We start from the raw sequence: 20,141 nt of genomic DNA on the forward strand, positions 1-20,141 counted from the left end.
CGCCGATGACCGTCGAGGGGGAGGAGTCCACGGCGCCGGCGGGGCGCGCGCGGCGGGGCGTCCTCGGCCGGCTGTCGTGGGGGCTGGCCGACCAGGCGGCCTCCAGCCTGTCCAACTTCGTGGTGGGCATCTACGTGGCGCGCTCGCTGGGGCTGACCGCCTTCGGCGTGTTCAGCCTGGCCTGGGTGACGTACGGCGTGGTGCTCAACGTCTCCCGCGGGCTGGCCACCGACCCTCTCGTGGTCCGCTTCAGCGGCGTGCCGGACACGTCCTGGCGCGGGGCGGTGGCCCGGTCCTCGGGCACCGCGCTCCTCGTCGGCACCGGCATCGGCACGGTGTCACTGGTCGCCGGGCTGTGCATCGGCGGCCAGGTGGGTGCCGCGTTCGCCGCCCTCGGCGTGATCCTGCCAGGGCTGCTGCTCCAGGACGCCTGGCGGTATTCGTTCTTCGCCGCAGGCGTCGGCCGCAAGGCGTTCGTCAACGACGTCGTGTGGGCCGTCGCACTCGTCCCGGCGATGGTGGTGGCGGCCCGCGTGGGCAACGTGACGGCCTTCCTCCTCGCCTGGGGCGGGTCCGCCGCGGTGGCTGCCGGGTACGGCTGCCTGCAGTCCGGCATCCTGCCCCGGCCGGGCGGAGCCCGCGAGTGGCACCGCGACCACCGCGACCTCGGCTACCGGTACCTGGTCGAGAACGTCGGCGTCAGCGGTGCGGGGCAGATCCGGGCGTACGGGCTCGGCGCGATCGTCGGCGTCGGCGCGGTCGGCGTGATCCGGGGCGCGGAGCTGCTGCTCGGCCCGTTCCTCGCGGTACTGATGGGGCTGTCGCTGGTCACCGTGGCGGAGTCGGCGCGGGTGCTGCGGCAGGCGCCGGAGCGGCTCGGCAGGTTCTGCTTCCTGCTCGGCGCGGGCCAGACCGTCGCCGCCGTGCTGTGGGGTGCGGCGCTGCTGCTGGTGCCGGACCGGCTGGGCGAACTCGTTCTCGGTGACGTCTGGAGCGGTGCCTCGCAGCTCATCGTGCCGGTCACGCTCGGCGTCGCGGGCGCCGGGCTCGGCACCGGCGCGGCGGCCGGGCTGCGGGCGCTCGCCGCGGCCCGGCGCAGCCTGCGCTGTCAGTTGTTCGCCTCCGCCTGCTACGTCGCCGGCGGGCTCGGCGGCGCGGTCGCGGGCGGCACGGTCGGCTCGGCCTGGGGCGCCGCCGCGGCGTCCGTCTGCGGTTCCGTCGTGTGGTGGCTGCAGTTGCGGGCCGCCCTGCGTGAGCGCGACCACCATTCCCTTCCCGAAGTGAGGACCACATGACCACCCCCCACCCCCGGCTGAGCATCGGCCTTCCCGTCCACAACGGCGAGGAGTATCTGGCCGAGTCGCTGGACGCCCTCCTCGGGCAGACCTACGAGGACTTCGAACTGGTGATCACCGACAACGCGTCGACCGACGGCACCGAGGACATCTGCCGCCGCTACGCCGCGCGGGACTCCCGCATCCGGTACATCCGGCTGCCCCGGAACATCGGCGCCGCCCCGAACCACAACTACGTGTTCACCCAGTGCCGCGGCGAGCTGTTCAAGTGGGCCTCGCACGACGACCTGTACGCGCGGGACCTGCTGCGCCGTTGCGTCGAGGCGCTGGACGAGCGGCCGGAGGTGGTCCTGGCGCACAGCGGCCAGGCGGTCATCGACGGGGACGGCAAGGTCAAGGTCCCCTACGAGTACGGGCTCGCCACCGACTCGCCGCGCGCCCCGGAACGCTTCCGCAGCCTGTTGTTCGAGCCCGGGGGCGACGACTTCTACGGAGTGATGCGGGCCGACGTGCTGCGCCGGGTGAAGCCGCACGACAGCTACCACCACGCGGACCGCACGTTCGTCGCCGAGATCACCCTGCACGGGCCCTTCCACCAGGTGCCGGAGCTGCTGTACTTCCGCCGCGACCACCCCTCCCGTGCCGAGCGGGCGAACCCCTCCAAGCGCGCCCGGTGCGTCAACCTGGACCCGCGCCGGGCGGGCCCGCTGCACCCGACGCCGCGTCTGCTCGCCGAGTACGTCTGGGGCTTCGTCTCGGCGATCGGGCGGGCGCCGCTGTCGTCGGCCGACCGGCGCGCGTGCCACCGCCATCTGGCCGCGTGGATGACCAGCCGGGTGCGGCCCGGCGCCGGCGAGCGGGTCGAGGACCGCGCCCCCGTCGGCCCCGGCCGGCTCACCGTCTCCGTCGACGCCCTCGTCGCCGGCCGCGAGGGAAGGCAGGGATGAACTCCATGCGCGAGAAGCCTTTGAGCATCGGTGTGTTCGGCCTGCTCGGTGCCGGCAACAGCGGCAACGACGGGTCGCTCGAAGCGGTGCTGGACCACCTGCGTGCCGCGCGTCCCGGGGCGGTCGTGGACGCGATGTGCGGCGGACCCGAGATCGTCGCCACCCGGTACGGAATCCCCGCGACACGGCTGAACTGGTATCGCGGGGAGTACCGGACCGCGTCACGGGTGAGTTCGGTCGCGGCCAAGGGATTCGGCAAACTCGTGGACGTCGTCCGCACCGCCGCCTGGGTGCGCCGGCACGACGCGGTGATCGTGCCGGGTACGGGCGTCCTGGAGACCACGCTGCCGCTGCGGCCGTGGGGCTTCCCGTACTCGCTGTTCCTGCTCTGCGCGATGGGTCGGCTGTTCGGTACCCCGGTCGCGCTGGTCAGCGTCGGCGCCGGGCCGATCGGCAACCGGCCGACCCGGGTCCTGACCCGCTGGTCGACGCGGCTGGCCGCCTACCGGTCCTACCGGGACACCCAGTCGCGTGACGCGATGCGGGCGATGGGCGTGAACACCGCGCGGGACGAGGTCTACGCGGACCTGGTGTTCGCCCTGCCGGCGCCGGCGGGGAACGAGTCCGCGGGCATGCAGGGCCCGGTCTGTGTCGGCGTCATGGACTTCCACGGGAGCAACGACGAACGCGACCGGGCCGAGGAGATCCACCGGCGCTACCTCGACGGGACGACGCGGTTCGTCCGCGCGCTGGTCGAGGAGGGCAGGCCGGTCCGGCTGCTCACCGGCGACGAGCTGGACCGGCCGGTGGCCGCCTCGATCGTCGACACGGTCGCCTCGCCGCTGGTCACCGTCGCCGAGGCGGCCTCGCTGGCCGACCTGATGAAGGAGACGGCGTGTGCAGACAGCGTGGTGGCGACCCGGTACCACAACATCGTCTGCGCTCTGAAGGCCGGCACACCGACGCTCGCCCTCAGCTACTCGGCGAAGAGCGACGTGCTCATGGCGGAGATGGGTATGGGCACGTACTGCCATCCGGCCCGCGAGGCCGACGCCGACCGGCTGCTGGAACAGTTCCGCGAGCTGGAGCGGAACGCGGCCCCGGTGCGACGGACCCTGGCCAAGCGCAACCTGGCCGTCGCCCGGCGCGTCGAGCAGCAGTTCAGCGATCTGGCCGCGGCGCTGTTCCCGGCGGCCGGCCCCACCCACGCCCTGCGGGAGACACCATGAAGGCGACAGAAGTCCCCCCGATCGCCGGCGCGTACCTGTTCGAGCCGACACCGCACGCCGACGAACGCGGCTTCTTCTGCCGCACGTTCGACGCCGACGTGCTCCGCTCGGTGGGCCTCGATCCGGCCGCCTTCGTACAGGACAGCGTGTCCCGCTCGGTCCGGGGCGTGCTGCGCGGCATGCACCTGCGCTCCGGCGCGGGCGAGGCCAAACTGGTCCGGTGCTCGAACGGCAGGATCTTCGACGTCGTCGTGGACCTGCGGCCCCACTCGCCCACCTACCTGGGCCGGGCCTCCTTCGAGCTGTCCGGCGAGACCCAGGCGACCCTGTACGTCCCAGCGGGGTGCGCGCACGGCTTCCAGTCGCTGACGGACCCCTCCGACGTCTCGTACCGGATCGACCGGCCGCACGATCCCGCCGAGGACGTGACGATCGCCTTCGACGACCCGGACCTCGCCATCGACTGGCCGCTGCCGGTCACCTCGATGTCCGAGCGGGACCGGCGGGCACCGAGCCTCGCCGAGGTCCTCAAGCACAGGGAAGGGTGAAGCACCGAGTGAACGCGCAAGAGCCGGGTCTGTCCCGGTCGCGGCAGGCGAACGAGCGGCTGCACGACCTGGTGCCCGGGGGTGCCCACACCTACGCCAAGGGCGACGACCAGTACCCGGAGAACCTGGCCCCGGTGATCAGCCACGGCAGCGGTGCCCACGTGTGGGACGTCGACGGCAACCGGTACATCGAGTACGGCTCCGGCCTGCGGTCGGTCAGCCTCGGGCACGCCCATCCCCGGGTGACGGAGGCCGTGCGGCGCCAACTCGACCGGGGCAGCAACTTCGTCCGGCCGTCCGTCGTGGAGGTCGAGGCCGCGGAGCGCTTCCTGGCGACCGTGCCGAGCGCCGAGATGGTGAAGTTCGCGAAGAACGGCTCCGACGCCACCACCGCCGCGGTGCGCCTCGCCCGGGCGGCCACCGGGCGGTCCCGGGTGGCCGTCTGCGCCGACCATCCGTTCTTCTCCGTCGACGACTGGTTCATCGGCACCACGCCGATGTCCGCCGGTGTTCCGGCGGCGACCGACGAGCTGACCGTGGCGTTCCCCTACGGGGACCTGGCCGCCACGGAGGAACTGCTGGTCCGGTACCGGGACGAGGTGGCCTGCCTGATCCTCGAGCCCGCCACGCACACGGAGCCGCCGCCCGGGTATCTCGCCGGGCTGCGCGCTCTGGCCGACCGGCACGGCTGCGTACTCGTCTTCGACGAGATGATCACCGGGTTCCGCTGGTCGGAGGCGGGCGCCCAGAGTCTGTACGGCGTCGTCCCCGACCTCTCCACGTTCGGCAAGGCGCTGGGCAACGGGTTCGCCGTGTCCGCGCTGGCCGGGCGCCGCGAGCTGATGGAGCGGGGCGGGCTGCGCCACCCGGGCGAGCGGGTCTTCCTGCTGTCCACCACGCACGGTGCGGAGACGCACGCGTTGGCGGCCGCGATGGCGGTGCAGGCCACGTACGTCGAGGAGGGCGTCACCGCGCGGCTGCACGCCCTCGGGGAGCGGCTGGCGGCCGGTGTCCGCGAGGCGGCGGCCGGCATGGGCGTCGGCGACCACGTCGTCGTCCGGGGCCGGGCCAGCAACCTGGTCTTCGCCACCCTCGACGAGAACCGGCGGCCGTCGCAGGAGTACCGCACCCTGTTCCTGCGCCGGCTCCTCGCGGGCGGCGTGCTGGCCCCCTCGTTCGTGGTGAGCGGGGCGCTCAGCGAGGCGGACGTCGATCAGACGGTCGACGTGGTGGCACAGGCGTGCGCGGTGTACCGGAAGGCACTGGACGCCGCCGATCCGAGACCCTGGATGGGCGGGCGTGCGGTGAAGCCGGTGTTCCGCCGCCTGGCGTGACGTGAGGTGCACGGCGGCGGAGGGACGACACCGTCTGTCGGGGCGTCAGCGGCACTGCCGGCGCCCGGCGTCGGCCCTCCGGTCGCCCTGCCGCTCATCCCGTTCGTTCGGCCGGCCGTTCAGCCGTCCGGCCGGCCCCCTGGTCGTTCGTCCGGACGGTGGTCCGGTCGGTCAGCCGGTCGGCCGTCCGGTCGACCAGCCAGGCGGTGACCGGCAGCACCGCCATCGCGGTGCACCAGCCCCCGAGGGTGTCGGTCGCGTAGTGCGAACCCAGGGCGACCTGCGCCCAGCCCATCACCGCGCCGGCCACCAGCCCCGCGGCGAACACCAACGGCACACCCGCCGCCCTGCCCAGGCCCAACCGGCCGGTCGCGAGCAGCGACAGCATGAGGGCGAGGGCGGTGAGGAAGGCGGTGTGCCCGCTCGGGTAGGACAGGTTGTCGCCGTGAATGGTGCGTCCCACCACCGGTTTGAGCAGGGCCGTCGTTCCCACGGTCAGGCCGGAGCCGGTCACGAGGAACATCGCCGCGCGCGGGTCCCGAAGCAGCAGGCAGCCCGTCACGAGGACCGCGACCAGGAGCACGGCTCCCACGGGCTCCCCCAGGAAGTCCGTGACCACGGCGACGTGCCGCCACGGCGGGCCCACCCCGTCCACCGCCGCCCAGATCCGCGTGTCGGTCGCGCTCGGCCCGCTTCGGCCGGCGTACCTGGCCCCGAAGACGACGACCACCAGCGCGGCGAGGAAGGCGATCGGGCCGAACCAGACGCGCAGCGGCGGCGGCAGCACCGCGGACGTCGACCGGTCGGCCGCGCGCCCACCACCCCCGGGGGACCTGCCGTATACTCCCACGTTCTCGTCCACTCCCCCGCGTCGCCCGGCTCAGGGCGGTTCCCACCGATCACCCTCGGGTCGAGGCCACCGTAGTCGTTCCCGCGGACCTGATGACAGCCGATTCGGGCCATTGGAGAAAGGGTGCCGCGAAGTGGTTCGGCACTGTCCCGGAGCTCCCCTCGTACGCGGGTCCGCGGGCCGCCGAAAAAGGGTCGTCGGCGAACTCAACGTCCCTGCTAGGGTGCGCGGATGTCGTCGATCAAGCAGGTCCAGATCACCTTCGACTGTGCGTCGCCCGAGCGCGTCGGCCGCTTCTGGTGCGAGGTGTTGGGGTACGTCGCGGCTTCGCCGCCGGAAGGGTTCGCCACGTGGGACGATTACAACCGCTCCCTGCCCGCCGAGGACCGGGACGCGTGGTTCGGGTGCAGTGATCCCTCCGGGGTCGGCCCGCGCCTGTACTTCCAGCGCGTTCCCGAGGGGAAGGTCGCCAAGAACCGGGTCCATCTCGACGTGCGGGCCGGCACCGGACTGGTGGGGGACGAACGCCTCGCCACGCTAGAGGCCGAATGCGCCCGGCTGGTCGCGCTCGGCGCGGTCAAGCAGCGGGTACTGCCCGCCGACCAGGAGAACGAGTCCTGCATCGTGATGCAGGACGTCGAGGGCAACGAGTTCTGCCTCGACTGAGCATCGCCCTCGCGGCGTCAGGGCTTGCGGGCCATCCCGGCGGCGATGAGACGCTCCCACACGGTCAACTCCCGCTGCCCGCCGTTCCAGGGAGTACCGGCCTCCCCGGAACGCCACAGGGGTGCCGGCACTATCCCGGGCTCCAGGATGTCCAGACCCTCCAGCAGGGCCTCGATCTCCGCGTCGGTCCGCCACCGGCCGCGGCCGAACGTCGCCTGGAGGACCTTCTCGGCCTCCGCCGTCTGCGGGTTGTTCCCGGAACGGAAGTGGCTGACGAAGAAGCAACTCCCGGACGGCACCCGGTCGCGCCAGTAGCGGACGATTCCGGCGGGGTCCTCGTCGTCGTTGACGTGGTGCAGGATGGCGCTGAACATGACGGCGACGGGGCGGTCGAAGTCGATCAGTTCCCGGGTGTCCGGGTGGTTCCTGATCCCCTCGGGGTCGCGCACGTCGACGGGTACGACCCGGGTCCGGTCGTTCTCCTCCAGCAACGCCCGGCCGTGGACGAGCACCTGGGGGTCGGTGTCGACGTACACCACGCGGGCGTCCGGCACCCGCCGCTGCGCGACCTGGTGCACGTTGTCGGCAGTGGGCAGGCCGCTGCCGAGGTCGATGAACTGCCGCACCCCGGTCGTCGTGACGATCTCCGTCACCGCCCGGGTCAACGCCGCGCGGTTGGCGTAGGCGATCGCCACCGAACCGGGAAGGTCCCGTTTGAACACGTCGCCGATCTCCCGGTCCACGGCGTAGTTGTCCTTGCCGCCGAGCAGGTAGTCGTAGACGCGGGCGATGCTGGGCCTGGTGCTGTCGATCGCGGAACTCTCTCCCGTCATGGCACCCATCCTCTCCCCCGAGGCGCCACCCCGACCACCACTTCTTTGACCTTGACACGGTGACAAGGTCTTCACTGGCCGCCGAGGAGGTGGTCCCGATGACCATGACGAGGCAGGGCGGGGACCCGGTGCGGGCGATCCGGGGTCTGGAGGACGGGCATGCGTCCGTACGGCTGCGGGCGGCCCTGGCCGTCGGCTCGGCGCCGGACCCGGGCTTCGTGGACAAGCTCGTCGAGCGGTCCGCGATCGAGCCGGAGTTCTTCGTCCGCGACATGCTGACCTGGGCGCTCACCCGTCACCCGGTGTCCATGACGCTTCCCCTGCTGGTCCGCGAGGTACGCTCGCAGCGCCCGCAGGCCCGGAGCCAGGCCCTGCACACCCTGTCCAAGATCGGGGATCGGCGGGCGTGGCCGGCGATCACACCGGCGGTGCTGTCCGACGCGGACGACGAGGTGGCGCGCAGTGCCTGGCGGGCCGCGGTCGTGCTCGTCCCCGAGGGGGAGGAGGCCGCCCTGGCCGCGGCGCTGGTGGCACAACTGGGGCGCGGCGACCGGGAGACGCAGTTGAGTCTGAGCCGGGCACTGGTCGCGCTGGGCGAGGAGGCGACGGCGGTGGTGCTGGAGGAAGCGGCGGGCGCGCCGGCCGCAACCGTGCGGGCCCACGCCCTCGCCACGCAACGGCTGTTGCGTCACCCCGACACCGGGTTCGAAGCGGCGATCGAGGAGGCGAAGCGCGTCGTGGCTCTCGGCGGGGCGGGTGACGGGGGACGATAGAGCGTGTTGATCGGTGAGGTGGCGCGACGGTCCGGGGTCAGTGCCCGCATGCTCAGGCACTACGAGTCGCTCGGCCTGGTACGGCCCTCGGGCCGTACGGGCTCGGGCTATCGGGAGTACTCCCGGGACGACATCCGGCGGATCTTCCACATCGAGAGCCTGCGCTCGCTCGGGCTGTCGCTGCGCGAGATCGGCCGCGCGCTCGACGAGCCCGGCTTCGCGCCCTCGGCGCTCGTCGACGACCTCGTCCGGCGGACCCGTGAACGCATCGCGGCCGAGAGCGAGTTGCTCACCCGGCTGCGCCGGATCGACGCCGCCGGCCCGGCCGGCTGGGAGGACGTCCTCCAGGTCGTCGCGCTTCTCCAGGCGTTGGGCTCGAAGAGCGCGGACACCCGTCAGCGCGCGGCCCTGTCCTCGGCCCATGAGGCCGCGGTGCCGGTGGAGGCCCTGGTGGAGGCGGTGCTGAGCGAGGCGGACCACAACGTCGCCGGAGCTCTCAGGTGGGCGCTGGCGCGAGCGGGCGACGACCCCGCGGCACTGCTGGCGGAGGGTCTCGCGTCACCGGTGGCCGCGGTGCGGGAGCGTGCCGTCAAGGCCCTCGCCGAGCTGCCCGACGGTGAGGCCGGCGCACGGCTGCGGCACGCGCTCGACAGCCCGGACGCCGTGGTGCGCGGACACGCCGCGCTGGCGCTGGGGACGCGTGGGGCGGGCGAGGCCGTCCCGACGCTGATCGACATGGTCGTGGAGGGGAGGAACGACACCGACGCGGCCGACGCGCTGAGCGTACTGGCGGCCGACACCGCGACGGCGGACCGGATCGCGAAGGGGCTCGTCGGCCGCATCGCCCGCGACACCACCGAAGCACCCGCACGGGGCCGGCTGACCCAGGCGCTGGCGGGCATCCCCGGTGCGAGGGCGTCCGGTGCCCTGGTGGAGCTGACCGAGGACGAGGACCGTGCGGTCGCGCTGACCGCGACGTATCTGCTGCGGCTGCGCGCCGTCGGTGACGCTCCGGCCGAAAAGCCTTCGACAGGGTCCTGCGCGCCCGGCACAATCGCCGACCGTGACGAGCAGCGAACTGTGGACCCGTGAGACCGCCGACCGCTACGACGCCGAGGAGGCCGAGACCGGAATGGCCTCCGCCGCCGTCCTCGGACCGACCCTGGACTTCCTCACCGAACTGGCCGCAGACGGCCGGGCGCTGGAGTTCGCCATCGGAACCGGCCGCGTGGGCGTCCCGCTGCGGGAACGCGGTGTGCCGGTGGTGGGCATCGAGCTCTCCGCACACATGGCGGCGGTGCTGCGCCGGAAGACCGACGAAGAGACCCTGCCGGTGTCCCTCGGGGACATGGCCACGACCGTCGTCCCCGGCGAGTTCACCCTGGTCTACCTCGTCTACAACACCATCACCAACCTGCTCACCCAGGACGAGCAGGTCGAGTGCTTCCGCAACGCGGCACGTCATCTGAGCCCCGGCGGCCGCTTCGTCATCGAGCTGGGCATGCCACCGCTGCGGTTCCTGCCGCCGGGACAGATCGCGGTGCCGTTCGACGTCTCGGAGCGGCATCTGGGCTTCGACACCTTCGACCTGGTCGAACAGGTCCTCGTCTCGCATCACTTCACCCGCGACCCGGACGACGGCACCTACCGTCGCGCCAACTCCCGGCACCGGTACGCCTGGCCGGCGGAGCTCGACCTGATGGCGCGGATCGCCGGCCTCGAACTGGAGCGTCGCGTCGGGGACTGGGACGGGACCCCGTTCACCCAGGACTCCCCGAAGCACATCTCGGTGTGGCGCAAGCCCGCCTGACGCGATGCGGGCTCCGTCGTACGGCGGAGCCCGCACACGAGCTTCACGGCCGTTCGCGAAGCGGGTCGGCGGAGTCACCGTCGGGCGGGGCTACGGGCATCGCCAGGTGTGCCAGGTCTCCGGGCGGGGGTGTGCTGACGGGCCACAGCGGGGCGGGCGTGCCGTCGGCGACCGCGGCCGGGGCATCGGTCAGCCGCATGCGTTCGCGCAGCCGGCCGTAGAAGTCCATGGGGCCCAGCCGCACCGCTCGCAGCCGGCGGGGAGCGGCGTACACGCCGAGCCAGTCGCCCGGATCCAGTACGCCCCGCAGCTGCCCGTCGATGCTCACGGCGGCCCGTCCCGACCGTTCGAGGATCCGCAGTCCGACGGGCTCGTCGGGGGCGGTGACCACCGAGCGGTCGAACGTCATGTGCGGGGCCACCGCCGTGAAGACGAGCGCTTCCGCGCGGGGCGAGACGACCGGGCCGCCCGCGGCGAAACTGTAGGCGGTGGAGCCGGTCGGCGTGGCCACGAGCAGCGCGTCGGCGGAGTAGGAGGCGAGCAGCCGGCCGGCGACGTAGACACCGACGGAGATCTGCCGGTCCCTCGACAGCTTCTCCAGGACCACGTCGTTGAGGGCCGTGACGTGCAGCGCGATCCCCCACTCGTCCCCCCGCTCGCAGTCGGTACGCACGCGTGGGGGCGGCAGCAACGGTCCTCGCCCGTACCGCAGGAGCGCCTCCATCTCCGGCGGGATCTCCAGCATCCGGGAGGCACGCAGAGTGAGCAGCATGCGGGTCTCCGGCTCCAGGTGACCGCCCCGGACGGCGTCGAGCGCGGAGCGCACCGCCGGGGCGGGGACCTCCGTCAGGAATCCGACGCGGCCCAGGTCCACACCCAGGATCAGGGCGTCGTTCTCCGCCGCCAGCCGTGCGCCGCGCAGGAAGGTGCCGTCGCCTCCCAGGGTGACGACGAGGTCCGGGTCGCCCGCCGCGTCCACCTCCTCGCGGGCGCTGCGCCGGCCCTCGCCGCTCCACACGTCGATGTCCGTGCAGACCACGGCGTTCTCTGCGCACCAGTCCCGGACCTGCCGTGCCGCCAGTGCGGCGCCCTCGCGACCTCCGTGGACCACGAGTCCGACCCGTTCGACCGTCACCACTGCCTCCCTGCTTCCGGGCGGCGCCCCTGGAACCGCGATCGACGAAATGGTCGCCGACCGTCGTGGCGGTGCGGGCATCGACATGCCGGGCGGTCCTCCCCCGTCCGATGGTCGCGCATCAGGTACCGAGTAGGTACCATGCCGGTATGCCATCACTGAACGTAACGTTCACCGAGGAAGAAATGGAAGGCGTGCGCGCGGCCGCCGCGGCCGAGGGCAAGAGCCTCAGGCAGTACATGCACGACCTCGGTGTGCGCGAGATGCAGCGCAAGCGGTTCGTCGCCGGCGCCGCCTCGTGGGCGGACCGGCTGCGCGCCGAGTTCGACGAGGCGTTCCCGGACGAGATCCCGCCGTCCCAGCGCGGCGAGGGAGTCAGCGCCGCCTGATGAGCGAGCCCCTGTACATCGATGTCCCGTGGCTCCTGGACGTCCAGGACGCCGCTCTCGACGACGAGGACGTGTCGGTCACGGACTACTCGGCGCTCGTCGCGGCGGTGGCCCGGCACAAGACCCGCATGCCGACCCTGGCCGCTTCCAACCCGGACAGCGCCTGGCGGGCGGCCGCCCTGCTGCACACCGTCGTGCGCCTCGAACCGCTCCCCCACCGCAACAGTCTTTTCGCGGCCTTCGTCACCGGTCAGTACATGGACCAGTCCGGTGAGGGGATCGATCCGCCGTACGGGGCCCTGTCCGACCTGATCAGGAAGGTCCGGGAGACGCGGCTGAGCATCTACGACGTCGCCGAGTCGCTCCGTTCCTGGCGCATCTGACCCGCGCGGCCGACCGTCACATCCCCCTCCAGATGTTGTCGAACGCCGCCTCCTCGATGCTGCGACGCTGCCGGGTGGCGGCCAGTTCCACCACGGCGTCGTGCACGGCGGCGAGCACGCTCGCGATCCCGTCGTCCTCCGGGTCCGCCACCCGGTCGGCCGCCTCGTGCCGGATGCCCACCGCCGCCGCGAGACCCACCAGCACCGGATCGCCGCCCGACCAGCGGTCGGTGGCACGCCGACGGGCCGAGGCGTCGGCCGGGACCGGCCGGTCGGCGGTACGGCGCCTGTTCCAGCGCGAGCGCCTGCGGCCACCGTCGTCCGCGCCCGCCGCGGCGAGGTACCGCGCCGCCAGGCCGTGTCCCCGGCGCCACAGCCAGTCCACCACGGACTCGGACGGTTCCTGACCGATCTGGTCCGCCGCCGTGTCGAGGAGCGCGTCTTCGGACCGTGTCGGCGCCACGGGTCGCAGGAGGGGGCCGTCCAGCGCGACCGTCCCCGCCTCCAGCAGGTCGATCAGTTCGGCTCCGGCCAGGGCCAGCGACAGGTCGCCCCGCTCGACCGGGTAGTCGGAGGGGACCTCGAGAGAGACGATCGTGAGATCGTGCGCTGTGGTCATGGCGGATGCTCCCCGTCTGCCGCGTCGGCTGCGCTCCGGTTCAGCCTACCCACGGCCGCAGCTTCTCGGGGTTGCGGACCGCCCAGATCCGGGTGACGCGCCCTTCGGCGACCTCGAACGCGGCGACGGTCACCACGGCGCCGTCGTGGCGGGCCACGAGGCCCGGTGCTCCGTTGACGGACCGCTCGGCGAGTTCCAGCCCCGGGGTCCTCTCGGCCATGGCGGCCCTGTACTGGGCGATGCACGTACCGCCGTCGACCGGGCGCGGGGCGGCACCGGCCCTGCCACCGCCGTCGGCGGTCGTGACGGCGGCCGGGTCGAGCAGGTCGACCAGGGCCGCGATGTCCTTGCGGGGACGCGGGTGATGTACGGGGCCTCGATGCTGTACGTGCTCGCGGCGGTACTCGCGTGGAAACCGGGCGGTGGTCCGCTCACGCCCGTGTGGCACGCCGCCGGCTTCCTCGTCCTCGCCTCGGTCCGGGTGGTGCTGGGCATCGCGCACGTGCCGTCGGTCCGTCTTCCCCTGGGCGTCCTGATGTTCGGGCTGAGTGTGCCGGCCCTGGTGCGGCGCTGAGCGTCCTGGTGAACAGGGGATCAGCTCTGCTGCCGGGCGTGGCGGAGGCAGGAGGCGGCCACCACGAAGGGCCACACCGACTGGAACGACGTGACGACGCGTTCGGCGACGCCGGCGTCGCCGTGCCGCCGCATCTCGATCAGGAACCACACGCCGCCGGCCGCCATCAGGATCGTCGCCGCGATCGAGGGTGCCAGGCGCAGTGCCCAGGGAGCGGCCGGTCCGCCGTTGACGGCCAGCACCGGCCACATCGCCAGGAGCGTGAACCCGACCACCACCACGGCTCCGTGGTGCAGGGAGCCCCCGCTGCTGGGCGCGGGAAGCGCCACCAGGACGAGCGCCGCGAGTCCGCCGCCGCCCAGCGCGACGCGTCCGGCGGTGGCGGCCGCGCGCAGTCCCCAGGCGGTCAGCAGATGGCAGACGCCCAGGGCCAGGAAGCCGGCCGTCATCACCCAGAACCCGGCGGCTCCGTAGGAGCCCAGGGTGCTGATCGTCTGAGTGACGGGGTCGTAGGAGGATCCCTCGAACCGCGCCGCGCCGGCCCAGCCCGCGATCAGCAGGACGGGCGCGCATCCCGACGAGAGCAGGACCCATCTGGGGACAAATCGCATCGGGCAACCATAAACCGTCCGGGTCGGGTGAGCCCTCGACCGGGCGACGGTTCATGCGGGCGGGTTGAGCCCGCGGAAGTACGTCCAGCTGGTCTCGTTCGGCTCGCTCCACTTGCGCGGGGCCCGCGCGAACTCCGGGTGGTGCTCGGCGATGTGGGCCCGGGTCCGCTCGGGAACCTCGGTGTACGCGGCAAGCTTGCGGCCCCGGCAGTGGTAGGTGAGGCCGCCCGGTCGCCCGCCGCGGGCCATCCACGGCACCCACGGGGACATCCGGGTCCACGACATGGTGGCCGGCACGCCGGGGGCCGGGCCGGCGAGGTCCGCGCGGTGGGCGAAGAACTGGAAGAGCTCCAGGGCCCGGTAGGTGTCGTCGGCCGAGTGCTCGGGGTACTGGGCGACCGGCAGGGGCGAGGGGTAGGCCAGCGGGATCTCCAGGCTGAAGCAGACCTGCCCGCCGAGGTCGGTCGTCGGCACCGGGAAGGGGCGCCACTTCTGGTTCGCCGGGTCGTTCCAGACGTGCACCACCGGCAGGTCCCGCCAGGTCTCCAGGATCTCGCCGGTGACCGGGTCGAGGTAGAAGGCCGCCTCGCGGCCGAGCAGCCGGTAGGAGCCCGGGCCGTCGACGGCGTCGTGGACCAGGCGGGCGACGTTGACGCCCTCGAAGCCGAAGAGGCGCTCGTAGGGTGCGTCGGGTGCCCAGGAGTACACGCTTCCGGACCACCAGTACGTGACGTCCTCTCCGTCGAGGGAGGCCCGGGTACGGGCGAGGGAGCGGAGCGACTGCTCGGGTGTCGTCATGGGCACCACTGTGCGCGGCGCCCGCCCGCGCCGGGCGGGAAAGACCGCGCCCCGCCCCGGAGACGGCCGGAAGAGTTCTTCCGGGGCGTGACGCGTCCTGGTCACCCGAGGGCCGGCGACGGCGCCGGGGTGCGCTGGGCGAGCGGGACCGTCGCCGGCCCGGCCTCCTGTCCGAGGAAGAAGTGGCGCACCACGCGCTCCGCGGCGTGCCCGTCGTCGTACCGGCAGAAGCGTTCGCGGAAGGCGGCGCGCAGCGTGGCGGCCTCGGTCCCGCGCCAACGGCCGCTGCGGAGGGTGTCGACGAGCTCGTGCTCGGTGGTGGCGACGGCGCCCGGTGTGTCGCCGGGGCGGCCGGAGAGGAGGTCGAAGGTGACGCCGCGGACCTGGGAGTAGATCTCCCAGTCGTCGGCGTATGTGACGACGGGCCGGTCGAGGTTGGCGGGCTCGCCGTCACCGCGCTCGTCGACGCCGGGCAGCTCACGCCCGTGATCGGCCGGACCTTCACCCTGACCGGCACCGCGGAGGCGGTACGGCACGTGGAGGAGGGGCACGCCCGAGGCAAGACCGTGATCACCGTGCCGTGAGCGTCCCGCACGTCGAGGCGGCGCCGAACCGTCGTGCTTCAACAAAAGCCGACACGCGGGGCCGTGACCTCGACGGTGTCCTTCACCAGGGCCAGCGCCGCTCCCTGCGGGCTCGACCGTCCGCCGCTCACGGTCACGTCCCCCGCGTCGGGACAGCCGAAGACCACGGCCTTCTCCGGCCCGGTCAGCGTGTACAGCGGGTCACCCGGCCCCGTCTCCTCCAGCCGTACGTGCACGACGCCGGGCTGGTCCGCCGACGCCTCGGCGACCGCGCGCAGCCGACGGGACCGGGAAGCCGCGTCCTGGGCCCGGCCCGCGGTGGTCCCGTCGACCGGCTCCGCCCGCACCCGCACCTTTGAGGGGTCCCAGCCCCAGGCCAGCGCGGCCAGCAGCCGCACCTTGGTGGCGGCGTCCTCGCCGGACAGGTCCGCCGAGGGATCCGCTTCCGCGATGCCCAGGAGCCGCGCCGCCCGGATCGCGTCGTCCAGCGCCCGGCCTTCGGCGAGGCGGTCGAGGACGAAGGTGGCGGTGCCGTTGGGACAGGCGCGGATCGTCCGGCAGTCCAGGCCCCGCAGGGCGGCGCGCGCGAGGTCGCCCGCCGGGAGGGCCGCGCCGGTGGCCCCGGAAATCCTGATCGTGCTGCCGCCCGCCCGCGCGGCCTCGTCCAGTTTCCGCCAGTGCGTGAGCAGGTGGCTCTTGGTGGCGGTCACCACGTGGATGCCCCGGCGCAGAGCGGTCACGGCCTCCTCGGCCGCGCGCGGGCGTAGTTCGGGCGAGGACGGTACGGCCTGGACGAACACGCGGGCGCCGGTGCGGTCGAACGTCTCGCCCAGCGGCTCCGCGGGGCCCCAGTCCGGGCGCGGGGGCACCGAACCGTCGACGGCGGGCCGGCACTGGGCCGCGCTCGCGCGCACGGCGGCAACGAACGGCCGCACGCCATAGCGGTGTTCCAGTGCGGCGCCGTCCCGCGCCAACCGGTCGACGAACGACCGCCCCACCGGGCCGTAGCCGGCGAGGACCACCGGCGTCCGAGTCTCTTCCGTGCCTTCGCCCATGGACCCGGGATCCTCTCACATCGCCGGTGGTCAGAGCCCGGGACAGACGGCCGGCCTGCCGCACATGCCGAAGCGTCCGCGGGCCGCGGGACCGGTCGCGCGGACCCGTGCGGCGGTCAGGTGCGCGTCGTCCCCGCCGCGCAGTGCGTCGAGTTGGGCCCGGGTCGCCTCCGCCGCGGCGTGCGCGCCCTCGCGCCACTGCCGCTCCCACGCCCCCAGCCGCGGCCGCACCAGATCGGCCGCGGCCCGCTGGAACGCCCTCAGCGGCTCCGGATCGCCGTTCTCGGTGGCCTCGCGGAGTTCGAAGAGCGCCGGGTGGCCAGGTCGCGGCGGGTACGCACGGCCTCGGCCCGTTCGGCTTCGGGGCTGCCGGCGGGGACGCGGATCGCGTCGGCGTACGTGCCGGGGTCGGCGAGCAGATCCGGGGGCAGGGTGAGGACGGCGTCGCCCGCCTCGGGCAGGCCGCGGTTCTGCATGACGACGGTGATCTCCAGGCCCTCGTCGTCGTCCCCGCCGTTGACGAGGCGGTGGATCGTGCCGGGCGTGAACCAGGCGACCGTGGCCGGCCCCAAAGGCGTCTCCTCGAAGCCCGAGGTGGTGAGGGTCTGCACCGCTCCCCGGCCCGCCGTGACGACGTAGCCCTCGCCGCACGTCAGGTGGAGGTGCGGGGTGCCGCCGCCGGGCAGTCCGTCGACGGTCGGCCAGTCGTACACGGTCAGGCGGGACACGCCCACCGCGGCAGGGAAGCCGTCGTACGCCGTGCTCACCACGCGAGACTCGCGAGGTGAGCGGCGACCCGCGCGCGGTCCCAGGCGCCGTCGGCGACGACCACGCGGTAGGTCCGGGCGAGGGTCTCGCCGGGCGGCAGGACCAGTTCCTCGTGGAAGGCCCAGGAGGGTGCGACGGCGGCGAAGGGATCGCTGCGCACGAACCAGTGGGCCGGGTGGGCGCCCTTCTCGCCCAAGTGATCGTTGGAGGGGGCGTGTTCGAAGACGAGCGTGGCGTGACCGTCCCGTCCGTCGTGCTCGCCGACGTAGGCCAGCCAGGGGGACTGGGAGCCCATCGGGTCGCCGTCGGAGGGCGCGGAGGACGCCCCGCTCTTGCCGCACTCCTCGGACCCGGCGGCGTGAGCGGAACCGGCCGACTCCGCGGTGAGGACCCGGCCGCCGCGGAAGGCGCGTGGGCCGCGCCAGAACAGCCCGGTGTATCCGGCGGCGGGGCGTCCGTGGGTGGTCGGGCTGCCGAACCGCAGTGGTCCGGCACGCCGGTTGGTCACCGCCGACGTCCAGGTGAGCGTCCAGCTGCCGGTGACCGGGTCGACGTCGCCCGCCTCGATGCGGCGCTCCTCCTCGGCCCACAGGTCGCCGCCGTGCGGGTGCCAGGTCAGCTTCTCGGCGATGACGGCTCGGGTTCCCTCGACGCCGACCTCCTCGAAGGCGACGTGGGCCATCGACCCGACGCGCTCCGGCAAGGCGAGGTAACCCTTGCCGTGGACGTAGGTGTTGCCGCCCCACAGGTTCTGCCCGGAGAGATGGGAGGCGGTCAGCTGCAGGCCCTTGTGCCAGCGGTGGTCGTTGGGCCGGTAGTCCGTGACAAGCGCGCCGGACAGGGTCCGGACCGGGTGGAGGTACGGCTTGGGCGCCTCCCAGTCGGCTTCGGGGCGGTACACGTAGGAGAACAGCTCCGTTCCGGTCGCCCCGTGGGCCACGATGACGCGGTCGCCGTCAACATGGGTGAGCGAGAGCGTCATGCGTGGACCTCTTCCTGGTAGCAACCGCTTACTATCCCGGCTTCCCACGTTCTAACCGGCACGCGTCCACCCGGTCAAGCCCCTCGCGACGGGGGCGCGCCTCCGGGCCCGCGACACCCACCGGGCCGCATGGGCAGCTGCGGGGGCAACGACGAGTGCCCTCGTCAGGAGCACTCCCGCTCGGCGGGACACCGGAGCGAGCGCCGTGCCGCCCTAGGTTTTCGACCATGGAAATCCCGAGACGACTCATCGAACTCAGGCGTGCCGTCGAGGCCGCCGACAACCGCTACCGCAGCAACAGGGGCGAGAACGCCACGGTCGCCCTGGCGGTCTGGTCCGACGCCACCGCCGCCCTCGCCCGGGGCATCGCCGCCTACGCCGAGGAGACCGGCATGCCGCACCGCGAGGTGGAGTCGGCCGTACGGCGTGCGGCGGGACGGCACACTCCCGCCGACTGAGTACCGCGGGTCCGGCATTGACAGCCTTGGCTAACGGCAGTAGCTTTTAGTTAATGACGTTAGCCAGACTGGGGAGTCGGACATGACCGAGTACCTTGCCGTCGACGGCGGCACGATCGCGTACGAGGTGACGGGCTCGGGACCGCTCATCGTTCTCGCGCACGGCATGGGAGACAGCCGCGCCGCCTACCGCGCCGTGATTCCGCGGTTGGTGGCAGCCGGCCACCGGGTCGCCGCGGTGGATCTGCGCGGCTGCGGCGAGTCCGGGGCCGACTGGCCGGAGTGGAGCCGCACCGCCATCGCGGGTGACCTGCTCGCCCTGATCCGTCACCTGGGCGGTCCGGCCGTCCTGATCGGCCACTCGGTCTCGGGCGGCGCCGCCACCATCGCCGCGGCACGGGAACCCTCGCTGATCACCTCGGTCGTGGAGCTGGCGCCGTTCACCCGCAAGCAGTCGGTGCGCCTCGGGGACCTGCGGGTCAGGCGGTTCCGGCAGGGCATGCTGCGGCTGCTCGGCACGGGCCTGTTCGGCAGCCTGCCACTGTGGCGCTCGTACCTCGACGTGGCGTACCCGGGTGTCAGGCCGGCCGACTGGCCCGAACGGCTCGGCCGCATCGAGTCCCTGCTGCGCGAGCCGGGCCGGATGAAGGCCATGCAGGGCATGGGCCGCAGCGCGCCCACCGACGCCGGCGCGCAGCTCGGCAACGTGCGCTGCCCCGTGCTGGTCGTGATGGGCACACTCGACCCGGACTGGGCCGACCCGCACGCGGAGGGCTCCGCGGTCGTCGAGGCCCTGCCGTCCGGGCTCGGCCGCCTGGAGATGATCGAGGGCGCCGGCCACTACCCGCACGACCAGTTCCCCGACCAGGTGGTCTCGCTCGTGCTGGCCTTCCTCCGCTCGGACTCCGCCCGTGCCTAGGGCAGGGCTGGACCCGGCGGCCGTGGTCGCGGCGGGTGCCGCGCTGGCCGACGACGTGGGCTTCGCCCGCCTCACGATGGGGCTGCTGGCCGAGCGGCTCGGGGTGCGCACCCCCTCCCTGTACAAGCACGTCGGCGGACAGGACGACCTCAACCGGCGGATCGCGGCCCTCGCCCTGAACGAGGCCGCCGACGCCGTCGGTGACGCGGTCCGGGGACACGCGGGCCGTGACGCCCTGGCGGCCGCGGCGCGCGCCTTCCGCGCCTTCGTCCTGGCGCATCCCGGCCGGTACGCCGCGACGATCGGCCAGGAACCGTCGGGGCCGGAGGACCCGCTGGCCACCGCCGGGCAGCGGCTGCTCGGCGCGTTCACCGCGGTGCTGCGCGGCTACGACATCCCCGAACACGACGTGAACCACGCCCTGCGTCTGCTCCGCAGCCTCTTCCACGGCTTCGCCACGCTGCAGGCGGCGGACGGCTTCCAGTGGAGCACCGATGTCGACGAGAGCTTCGAGTGGCTCATCGCCTTCGCGGACCGGGGCCTGCGCACCCTGTGACACCGGCGCCGAGCACGTCCGGTCA

At 73.3% G+C, this 20,141-nt stretch carries 22 protein-coding genes and 5 pseudogenes; 16 read left to right on the forward strand and 11 right to left on the reverse strand.

From position 1 onward, the window contains the following. The first annotated feature begins 5 nt into the window (after nt 1-5). Genes AB0P07_RS24555 through AB0P07_RS24575 form a run of 5 tightly spaced genes read left to right on the forward strand, consistent with a single transcriptional unit; the run spans nt 6 to nt 5,353 of the window. On the forward strand, nt 6-1,295 hold the full coding sequence (locus AB0P07_RS24555; RefSeq protein ID WP_365554566.1) for a hypothetical protein: 1,290 nt from the start codon (nt 6-8) through the stop codon (nt 1,293-1,295). Further along, nucleotides 1,292-2,242 (forward strand): glycosyltransferase family 2 protein, encoded by a 951-nt coding sequence (locus AB0P07_RS24560; RefSeq protein WP_365553995.1) that lies wholly within the window; start codon nt 1,292-1,294, stop codon nt 2,240-2,242. The genes AB0P07_RS24555 and AB0P07_RS24560 overlap by 4 nt, the downstream gene beginning before the upstream one ends. After that, nucleotides 2,239-3,471 (forward strand): polysaccharide pyruvyl transferase family protein, encoded by a 1,233-nt coding sequence (locus AB0P07_RS24565; RefSeq protein WP_365553998.1) that lies wholly within the window; start codon nt 2,239-2,241, stop codon nt 3,469-3,471. Before AB0P07_RS24560 ends, AB0P07_RS24565 begins: the two co-directional genes overlap by 4 nt. After that, nucleotides 3,468-4,019, forward strand: coding sequence for a dTDP-4-dehydrorhamnose 3,5-epimerase family protein (locus tag AB0P07_RS24570; protein ID WP_365554002.1), 552 nt, complete (start codon nt 3,468-3,470; stop codon nt 4,017-4,019). The genes AB0P07_RS24565 and AB0P07_RS24570 overlap by 4 nt, the downstream gene beginning before the upstream one ends. Nucleotides 4,020-4,027: 8 nt before the next feature. Next, nucleotides 4,028-5,353 carry a glutamate-1-semialdehyde 2,1-aminomutase gene (locus AB0P07_RS24575; protein WP_365554005.1) on the forward strand — a complete coding sequence of 442 codons (1,326 nt, stop codon included), beginning with the start codon at nt 4,028-4,030 and terminating at the stop codon, nt 5,351-5,353. Nucleotides 5,354-5,447: 94 nt separating this feature from the next. Here AB0P07_RS24575 and AB0P07_RS24580 read toward each other — a convergent pair whose 3' ends face one another. Then, nucleotides 5,448-6,203, reverse strand: coding sequence for a phosphatase PAP2 family protein (locus AB0P07_RS24580; RefSeq protein ID WP_365554008.1), 756 nt, complete (start codon nt 6,201-6,203; stop codon nt 5,448-5,450). Between the two features lie 231 nt (nt 6,204-6,434). Here AB0P07_RS24580 and AB0P07_RS24585 point away from each other — a divergent pair, with 231 nt between their 5' ends. Continuing rightward, on the forward strand, nt 6,435-6,869 hold the full coding sequence (locus tag AB0P07_RS24585; RefSeq protein ID WP_365554011.1) for a VOC family protein: 435 nt from the start codon (nt 6,435-6,437) through the stop codon (nt 6,867-6,869). Nucleotides 6,870-6,886: 17 nt separating this feature from the next. Here the strand turns inward: AB0P07_RS24585 and AB0P07_RS24590 are convergent, their stop codons facing one another. Beyond that, complete coding sequence (locus AB0P07_RS24590; RefSeq protein WP_365554014.1) at nt 6,887-7,702, reverse strand: SAM-dependent methyltransferase; 816 nt, start codon at nt 7,700-7,702, stop codon at nt 6,887-6,889. A 98-nt stretch (nt 7,703-7,800) separates the two neighbouring features. On the opposite strand from AB0P07_RS24590, the gene AB0P07_RS24595 reads away from it, so the two are divergent. The 3 genes from AB0P07_RS24595 to AB0P07_RS24605 are packed head-to-tail and all read left to right on the forward strand — an operon-like array spanning nt 7,801 to nt 10,285. Beyond that, nucleotides 7,801-8,475 (forward strand): HEAT repeat domain-containing protein, encoded by a 675-nt coding sequence (locus tag AB0P07_RS24595; protein ID WP_365554016.1) that lies wholly within the window; start codon nt 7,801-7,803, stop codon nt 8,473-8,475. A 3-nt stretch (nt 8,476-8,478) separates the two neighbouring features. Continuing rightward, a complete protein-coding gene (locus AB0P07_RS24600) occupies nt 8,479-9,567 on the forward strand; it encodes a MerR family transcriptional regulator (RefSeq protein ID WP_365554019.1) in 1,089 nt (362 codons plus the stop codon). Then, nucleotides 9,539-10,285 carry a class I SAM-dependent methyltransferase gene (locus AB0P07_RS24605; protein ID WP_365554022.1) on the forward strand — a complete coding sequence of 249 codons (747 nt, stop codon included), beginning with the start codon at nt 9,539-9,541 and terminating at the stop codon, nt 10,283-10,285. The genes AB0P07_RS24600 and AB0P07_RS24605 overlap by 29 nt, the downstream gene beginning before the upstream one ends. A gap of 43 nt (nt 10,286-10,328) precedes the next feature. Here the strand turns inward: AB0P07_RS24605 and AB0P07_RS24610 are convergent, their stop codons facing one another. Next, nucleotides 10,329-11,420 carry an NAD(+)/NADH kinase gene (locus AB0P07_RS24610; protein WP_365554025.1) on the reverse strand — a complete coding sequence of 364 codons (1,092 nt, stop codon included), beginning with the start codon at nt 11,418-11,420 and terminating at the stop codon, nt 10,329-10,331. A 149-nt stretch (nt 11,421-11,569) separates the two neighbouring features. Here AB0P07_RS24610 and AB0P07_RS24615 point away from each other — a divergent pair, with 149 nt between their 5' ends. Both AB0P07_RS24615 and AB0P07_RS24620 read left to right on the forward strand, forming a co-directional pair. Then, nucleotides 11,570-11,809, forward strand: a complete 240-nt coding sequence (locus tag AB0P07_RS24615; protein ID WP_362345518.1) for a hypothetical protein — start codon at nt 11,570-11,572, stop codon at nt 11,807-11,809. Continuing rightward, the gene (locus AB0P07_RS24620) at nt 11,809-12,192 is read left to right on the forward strand and encodes a toxin Doc (RefSeq protein ID WP_365554029.1); all 384 of its coding nucleotides are present in this window, start codon (nt 11,809-11,811) and stop codon (nt 12,190-12,192) included. The genes AB0P07_RS24615 and AB0P07_RS24620 overlap by 1 nt, the downstream gene beginning before the upstream one ends. Nucleotides 12,193-12,208: 16 nt before the next feature. Here the strand turns inward: AB0P07_RS24620 and AB0P07_RS24625 are convergent, their stop codons facing one another. Further along, entirely contained in the window at nt 12,209-12,811 is a 603-nt protein-coding gene (locus AB0P07_RS24625) for a GPP34 family phosphoprotein (RefSeq protein ID WP_365554032.1), read from the reverse strand. Between the two features lie 40 nt (nt 12,812-12,851). Next, nucleotides 12,852-13,160: pseudogene (locus tag AB0P07_RS24630) on the reverse strand (RNA polymerase subunit sigma-24); the annotation flags it as partial. Between the two features lie 9 nt (nt 13,161-13,169). Here AB0P07_RS24630 and AB0P07_RS24635 point away from each other — a divergent pair. Beyond that, nucleotides 13,170-13,385: pseudogene (locus tag AB0P07_RS24635) on the forward strand (hypothetical protein); the annotation flags it as partial. A 20-nt stretch (nt 13,386-13,405) separates the two neighbouring features. Here the strand turns inward: AB0P07_RS24635 and AB0P07_RS24640 are convergent. The 3 genes and pseudogenes from AB0P07_RS24640 to AB0P07_RS24650 form a co-directional block, all read right to left on the reverse strand. Beyond that, nucleotides 13,406-13,996 carry a DUF998 domain-containing protein gene (locus AB0P07_RS24640; protein WP_365554034.1) on the reverse strand — a complete coding sequence of 197 codons (591 nt, stop codon included), beginning with the start codon at nt 13,994-13,996 and terminating at the stop codon, nt 13,406-13,408. A gap of 51 nt (nt 13,997-14,047) precedes the next feature. Then, nucleotides 14,048-14,794, reverse strand: a complete 747-nt coding sequence (locus AB0P07_RS24645; protein WP_365554037.1) for a DUF1838 domain-containing protein — start codon at nt 14,792-14,794, stop codon at nt 14,048-14,050. Nucleotides 14,795-14,895: 101 nt separating this feature from the next. After that, nucleotides 14,896-15,240: pseudogene (locus AB0P07_RS24650) on the reverse strand (CDP-glycerol glycerophosphotransferase family protein); the annotation flags it as partial. Between AB0P07_RS24650 and AB0P07_RS24655 the strand changes: the two are divergent. Continuing rightward, nucleotides 15,238-15,378 (forward strand): annotated as a pseudogene (locus AB0P07_RS24655) (zinc-binding dehydrogenase); the annotation flags it as partial. The pseudogenes AB0P07_RS24650 and AB0P07_RS24655 sit on opposite strands and share 3 nt — an antisense overlap. A gap of 38 nt (nt 15,379-15,416) precedes the next feature. Here the strand turns inward: AB0P07_RS24655 and AB0P07_RS24660 are convergent. The 3 genes and pseudogenes from AB0P07_RS24660 to AB0P07_RS24670 all read right to left on the reverse strand — a co-directional run bounded on the left by AB0P07_RS24660 (nt 15,417) and on the right by AB0P07_RS24670 (nt 18,183). After that, nucleotides 15,417-16,433, reverse strand: coding sequence for a homoserine dehydrogenase (locus AB0P07_RS24660; protein WP_365554040.1), 1,017 nt, complete (start codon nt 16,431-16,433; stop codon nt 15,417-15,419). Between the two features lie 30 nt (nt 16,434-16,463). Further along, a pseudogene (locus AB0P07_RS24665) lies at nt 16,464-17,203 on the reverse strand (cupin). Beyond that, a complete protein-coding gene (locus tag AB0P07_RS24670) occupies nt 17,197-18,183 on the reverse strand; it encodes a PmoA family protein (RefSeq protein WP_365554043.1) in 987 nt (328 codons plus the stop codon). Before AB0P07_RS24670 ends, AB0P07_RS24665 begins: the two are co-directional and overlap by 7 nt. 227 nt (nt 18,184-18,410) lie before the next feature. Here AB0P07_RS24670 and AB0P07_RS24675 point away from each other — a divergent pair, with 227 nt between their 5' ends. The 3 genes from AB0P07_RS24675 (at nt 18,411) to AB0P07_RS24685 (ending at nt 20,116) form a co-directional block, all read left to right on the forward strand. Then, entirely contained in the window at nt 18,411-18,641 is a 231-nt protein-coding gene (locus AB0P07_RS24675; RefSeq protein ID WP_102928589.1) for a hypothetical protein, read from the forward strand. An 82-nt stretch (nt 18,642-18,723) separates the two neighbouring features. Then, entirely contained in the window at nt 18,724-19,560 is an 837-nt protein-coding gene (locus AB0P07_RS24680) for an alpha/beta hydrolase (RefSeq protein ID WP_365554047.1), read from the forward strand. Between the two features lie 22 nt (nt 19,561-19,582). Beyond that, on the forward strand, nt 19,583-20,116 hold the full coding sequence (locus tag AB0P07_RS24685; RefSeq protein WP_365554569.1) for a TetR/AcrR family transcriptional regulator: 534 nt from the start codon (nt 19,583-19,585) through the stop codon (nt 20,114-20,116). The last annotated feature ends 25 nt before the right edge of the window (nt 20,117-20,141 follow it).

Source organism: Streptomyces sp. NPDC085944 (assembly GCF_040686295.1).
GTDB lineage: Bacteria > Actinomycetota > Actinomycetes > Streptomycetales > Streptomycetaceae > Streptomyces > Streptomyces salinarius.